At 38.5% G+C, this 6,058-nt stretch carries 5 protein-coding genes; 1 reads left to right on the forward strand and 4 read right to left on the reverse strand.

Annotated elements, in window-relative coordinates:
• A partial coding sequence (locus P9M13_01455; protein ID MDP8261953.1) for a transposase occupies positions 1–818 on the forward strand: 818 nt, incomplete at its 5' end.
• A gap of 227 nt (positions 819–1,045) precedes the next feature.
• On the opposite strand, the gene P9M13_01460 is transcribed toward P9M13_01455, so the two are convergent.
• The 4 genes from P9M13_01460 to P9M13_01475 all read right to left on the reverse strand — a co-directional run bounded on the left by P9M13_01460 (position 1,046) and on the right by P9M13_01475 (position 5,865).
• Positions 1,046–2,410, reverse strand: coding sequence for a GGDEF domain-containing protein (locus P9M13_01460; GenBank protein ID MDP8261954.1), 1,365 nt, complete (start codon positions 2,408–2,410; stop codon positions 1,046–1,048).
• 133 nt (positions 2,411–2,543) lie between these two features.
• Entirely contained in the window at positions 2,544–3,992 is a 1,449-nt protein-coding gene (locus tag P9M13_01465) for a sensor domain-containing diguanylate cyclase (protein MDP8261955.1), read from the reverse strand.
• Between the two features lie 92 nt (positions 3,993–4,084).
• A complete protein-coding gene (gene ugpC / locus P9M13_01470; GenBank protein ID MDP8261956.1) occupies positions 4,085–5,191 on the reverse strand; it encodes a sn-glycerol-3-phosphate ABC transporter ATP-binding protein UgpC in 1,107 nt (368 codons plus the stop codon).
• 140 nt (positions 5,192–5,331) lie between these two features.
• Positions 5,332–5,865, reverse strand: coding sequence for a hypothetical protein (locus P9M13_01475; GenBank protein ID MDP8261957.1), 534 nt, complete (start codon positions 5,863–5,865; stop codon positions 5,332–5,334).
• Between the last annotated feature and the right edge of the window lie 193 nt (positions 5,866–6,058).

Below are 6,058 nucleotides of genomic sequence, written 5' to 3' on the forward strand. Positions count from 1 at the left end.
AACATAACCCTTCAGCCACTCTCGGATACTATTCTTACCAAACAATCAGCGGTAAAAAAGACAACTTCATCTTCTTCTGGGGCTATCGTACTCACGTCATTGTCTCTAAAGAAGGTATTCCTCTTGTCGAACTTACTCTCCCTAACAATGTCAAAGATTCTGTCGCCGCTCGTAAACTCATCAAAAAACTTAAACGTGTCTACGGTACCCGCAAAGGCTCCATTCTCTTGGCCGATGCCGCTTACGACAAACGTGAACTTTATAATTTCATCGTCAATGAACTCAAGTGGCTCGCCTTCATTCCTATAAACCCTCGCAACACACAACAAAACAAAACCTTCGGTCCTAATGGTTTCCCCCTCTGCGACGCCAAACTCGAAATGAAGCCCGACGGCATCTGGACTGAAGGTTTGAGAACCCGCAGCAAATTCCGATGCCCGATTAAAACCAGTGTAAAGTTCGCCAAAAATCACCCTAATGGATGCCCCGTAGATCACTGCAAATTCAATCCCTACGGCTGTACAAAACATTTAGATATTACTGATGATGCCCGTTCTCGTGTCCCAAGAAATTCACTCTTCTATAAAAATACCTGTAACTTACGCACCGAAGTTGAACGTTATTTTGCCCGTCTCGGTGACCGCGAACTTGAACAGACTACTCACTACAAGATGAGATCAATCAAAAACCAGATGACTATCGCTCATCTCTCTTTAAGCCTTGTTGCCCATGCCGCAGCTATCCTCATAGAACAGCCTACAAAGATCAGGTGCTACCGTACCTTCGCCTCAGAACCACTGGCTTCCCTAACTGGGTAATACTCATACTTTCAAAGAACAATCTTTTATTTTTACAGGATAACTGTTTCTTTTTTCGGTGATCGTTTGCTATCCTGTTTCTCTTACCCTACTTCTTACTCTTTTCGAGATCGCTTCCTCGCTTCGCTCATCGCGATGACTCCGCTAAACGTCATTTCGCAGAAGTCTTTATCTATTTATTTACATATAAAATTCAAAAAACAGATTTGTACGTATAACTGGAACGGTCAGTCGCCGTTAATACCCCATACACATACTTTATCTTTACCGCTTTGTTTCGCTTTATAAAGCGCTTCATCAGCTTTATCTATCATATCTTGAAGTGACCCGCAATTGTACGGATACGATGATATCCCTATAGAAAGTGTAACCGTTACCTCATCATCTTCAAGACTAATATTATGCGCTTTCACCGCTAGTCTCATACGTTCAGCAACCTGTATCGCAATATTAAGATCAGTTTTAGGAAGTGCAATAGCGATTTCATCCCCACCATATCTTCCGATAAGATCAACGCTTCGCGCCTCATCCTTTAAAATCCCTGAAACTTCACGCAAGAGAATATCCCCGGCGAGATGACCATACTTATCGTTCACATGTTTAAAATTATCAATATCGGCAATGAAAAATGATAGCGGCTGTTTATTTCTATTTGCTCGATCAACTTCGGTTTCAAGAATCTCGACAAAATGTCTTCTGAGGTACAACCCTGTCAAACCGTCTATGATAGATAAATCTCTTACTTTATGGTACAGATTTATTTTCTTGAGCTCATTTGCAAGCTGTGGAGCAAGATTTTGTATTTTTTCAAATCCTATTATATCAACATCAAATACCACAACATAACCTAACAGTTCGTTTTCACTGACAAGTGGCACCGCGCCAAATGTTTCATACTCTTTATCATCACCACTAATATACTGCGTCATCTCACCTTTAGTAACAAATAGAGCATCAGCATTATCTTCAAATGCACTCATGATATTATTATAAAGATTCTTATGAACAACTTCATCAGCTTCATAGACAAAAGTATCTCTCGGTTCATCGCCGACGGGCATATTAAATACTTTTTCAATCTGCAATTCATTGTTCTTGCTCTCAGCTAACACCAGCTGCCCTTCGGAGAACTGGGCAAGGGTGTGTATAAATCGTGTCATAAGCTCAAGCTTGTTGGTGAAATCTAATGTTGCGGTAACACTTTTTATATTTTCGTAATACGATATTGTTGTATCAAGTTCTTTACTTACCCTTACATTTTCTTCCTTTAAGACCTTTGCTTCTTGAGAAAGCATGTCATATTTCTTAACCGCATCATTGTAGTACTCTAAAAAGAGGTTATACTGATTTTCATTTTTCTTTATGTAGTAACGGATAAGATTAAAGATAAAAAGAAAATATCCCGCTAAAAATACGCCGAGTATCGCACCGGGAATAATAAAATCTTCACGACTAACAATAATCCTCGTCATAACATACACTTCCGTTACCACAAGCGATATTAATGTCAACGCAAGTGCTTTTCTACTGCCATAGAATAGCCCAAAAAATATCACTAAAATAAAAAATGTTAATATTAAAAATGTATCCATTGCTCTCGTTCGTAGTTAATCGTTCATGGTTCATAGTAAAAACTTAAAACTAACGAATAGTAATATTTCAATAAAGCGGCTGAAAGCCGTTACCACACTTTTTACTTTTTCGTTTTACCTTTTGCGTTTGTGATTAAAGCTCTGATTTAATCACTCTATTTCTTCCCTGCCGCTTCGCTTCGTAGAGCGCTTTATCTGCTCTATCAACAAATTCATCCGTACTTTTTATTTTGTCGCTATACATACATACGCCAATACTTACCGTCCCGCGCAATTTTTCCTGCCGTATAAGAATTATCTGGCTAGCAATTTTTTCACGAAGCTTTTCAGCAAGCTCAAGAACCACTTGCTCATCATAATCAGGCACTAATATCGCAAATTCTTCCCCGCCATACCGTGAAACAATGCACTTCTTAGAAACATTTTTCTCGAGTATATCAGCATAGCGCTTGAGAACAATATCTCCTGCCGTATGACCATACTGATCATTAAATGATTTAAAATTATCCATATCCAATAACAGTACAGACAAAGTTACCCCACCGGCTTTAGCAACTGAGAATTGTTTTGCTAACTCTTCATTGAAATATGTTTTTACATATAACCCTGTTAACCCGTCCTTAATTGCAAGATCTTCAGTTTGACGGTATAGCATTGCGTTTTTTATCGTGGTAGACGCTATATTGGCGACAATCGATAACAACCGCAAATTACTGAGCTCAAAAGTATTCTCTTTATAACTATCAATTCTTAAAACACCCAGTATCTTACCTTCTGTAATCAGAGGAGCAACAATGATAGACTTTACTTCTTTAAGCGACCGTTGACTGGTATCAATGTGAAAGCGGTAATCCTTCTGCACATCAGTCACCAAAAGCGGCTGCTGGTGCCTCATAACCCAGCGGTTAAACACATCCATGGGATCAGTAAAAAGTGGTCTCTTTTCGAAGGAAATAACCTCAAACGCTTTTAATTCGAGACTCATAAGATCTTTTGCTACAAGAAACAGAAGGTTAATATCACCTTTTCCAATAGTGATATTACTGTATTCTATGATCCTGCGCAGAAGCTCATCAATAGGCAGGGTAAAACTAAGATTTTGGGCAACATCCTTAAAAAACAGAAACCGTTGTTTCATTCTAAGAAGTGATTTATTAATACCTTTTGCATCTTCATGAGTGTTAATCAGAATATTAAAATCTTCTTTAAGCTTCTCGGTCTTGATACGTAATTCTTCATTTTTAATTCTTCTGGTCTCTTTATATTTAAGCAAGATCATGCCTAACAGAATGAATGCGATCGGATATAAATAATAAATGGGCCTCCCGAGCGCAATAGCAATTAATATCGTATATACCGATAAAAAAGTGCTCATAACAACACTCAATAATATTCCGTAATTAAACCAGGTAAACACAACGAGCACAGGTAATATAATGAGAACCACAATAAGAAGTATATGATAAAACTGCAGCGGATATTTATTAAGAACAAATACGAGTATAAAAGAAATGGCTAATACAGTTAAGTAACTGACAAATAAGAAAAACCCTCTAAATTCTCCAATTTTAGTTACTTTCATTGCCTCTCCATCTCACAACAACTCCAATGGTCCGAATTGACTTCTATCTAAGAAGAACTTTCATATCGAAAGGCATTTCAAACACACATTATTTACGCAATAGTCTTTTCAGTCTCACAATCAAAGAAATGAACTTTTGTCATATTAAACACAACTTCGATCTTCTGATTCACTTCAACCTGCTCATGAGCATCCATACGTGCAATGAAAGAATGTGCGTTTGTGTTGAGATAAAGATATGTTTCAGCGCCCATCGGTTCAATTACCTCCACCATAGCGGTAAGCATGTGGTCGGGAGATGCATCCGCAACAAACAACCTGTCATAAATGTCCTCAGGCCGAATACCTAATACTACCCTCTTTCCTTCATAGGGGGCAAGAGCCCCAACCATTTCGTTACCAACTTTTATCTCAAAAAACTCTTCTTTAAAGAACAGTTTTCCGCTTTCTTTTTTAACAATTCTCCCCTCCATAAAATTCATTGGAGGCGTCCCGATAAAACCAGCAACAAATTTATTCACCGGTTTTTCATATAGCGCTATAGGATCACTTATCTGCTGCATCAAACCGTCTTTCATAACAACAATCCTGTCGCCCATAGTCATCGCTTCAATCTGATCATGAGTTACATATATCATCGTCGATTGCAGCTTTATATGCAGTTTTGTTATTTCAGTTCTCATCTGCACACGAAGCTTCGCATCAAGGTTAGATAACGGTTCATCAAAGAGAAACGCTTTCGGCCTTCTTACTATTGTGCGACCTACGGCAACACGCTGTCTTTGCCCGCCTGAAAGCGCTTTCGGCCGCCTATCAAGAAGCGAAGTAATACCTAATATTTCTGCCGCCTCGCGTACACGTGCATCTATTTCAGATTTTGGATATTTGCGTAGCTGAAGACCAAACGCCATATTTCTGTATACGGTCATATGAGGATAAAGCGCATAATTCTGGAACACCATTGCGATATCCCGATCTTTTGGAGCAACATTATTTATCAGTTTGTCATCGATATGGATAGTGCCTTGGGTAATTTCTTCTAACCCGGCAACCATCCTGAGAGTAGTAGACTTACCACATCCGGAAGGACCCACAAGAACAACAAATTCTTTGTCCTGTATTTCAAGATTAACGTTATTTACAGCACATACATTACCCGGATATATTTTATAGACATCTTTGAGGACTACATGTGCCATCTAAATACCTTTCATTACGGAAGTTGGTCACACACGCATGAGCGCATTATAAAGCATTAAGTATATGGTCAGGGTAAGCTCTTGTCAACGTTTTTGTTATGAAAGAAAAGGTAAATCTGGAGAGGAAACTAAGCACCACATTAAGTAGCTCGCGCTTGTAAAAATTCGATCTTTTTTTGCTCCATAATACGAGATACTTCATTGATCTTGCCCTGATCAACCAGTCCCTGTTTTTTCCTCATATATATTACTGAAACAGAATATCCATGCTTGTGGATATCAAGCACAGTTTCGTCTAGGAGAGCCCATCCTTTTTCAGATAATAGCGGGATAAATATAATTGATTTGACTGCAGGGTCATTTGATACATGAGATAACACAACTTCGTGCACAGCTTTACCCTCAAGATAATTAATATTACTTTTGGCGAGTTGTGTCGGCCCTCCACCTTGTACATTTTCTGAAGGCTCCTTTTTGACCACTAAAAGAGCCAGAGGGGCCAAACTTGGCAGCATATTAAGTACCGGGCCAATAAGACCAAAAACAGTACTTATTAGCATAATAGGAAGTGATAATAGCGCCATGGGAAGACCCATAAGGGCGCAACCCTGTGTAGACAGAAATGACACGCACACTACAAGCATGAGAAGCTTTTTTAGTTTCTTTATAATCATAACGCTATGATTGTAAGACAATTCACAAAAAAATAACACCCAAATCTATAGAATTATAGTAACCGATGAGCAAAAGGGGGGACAATAACAAAATAAAACCCGCATAACTAAAGATAGATCTAAGATTAAAAAAGTGAGCCGAAAAGATTCTATACTTTCGGTTTGTTTTTTTATGTTGACAGTATCAGTATAG

The sequence above is a fragment of the Candidatus Ancaeobacter aquaticus genome (assembly GCA_030765405.1).
In the GTDB taxonomy this organism is placed as follows: Bacteria; Auribacterota; Ancaeobacteria; order Ancaeobacterales; family Ancaeobacteraceae; genus Ancaeobacter; species Ancaeobacter aquaticus.

What these genes read in the sequence shown, in the direction of transcription:
- P9M13_01475 (MDP8261957.1), bottom strand. Translation starts at nt 5,865, where the DNA reads ATGATTATAAAGAAACTAAAAAAGCTTCTCATGCTTGTAGTGTGCGTG.
- P9M13_01460 (MDP8261954.1), bottom strand. Translation starts at nt 2,410, where the DNA reads ATGGATACATTTTTAATATTAACATTTTTTATTTTAGTGATATTTTTT.
- ugpC (MDP8261956.1), bottom strand. Translation starts at nt 5,191, where the DNA reads ATGGCACATGTAGTCCTCAAAGATGTCTATAAAATATATCCGGGTAAT.
- P9M13_01465 (MDP8261955.1), bottom strand. Translation starts at nt 3,992, where the DNA reads ATGAAAGTAACTAAAATTGGAGAATTTAGAGGGTTTTTCTTATTTGTC.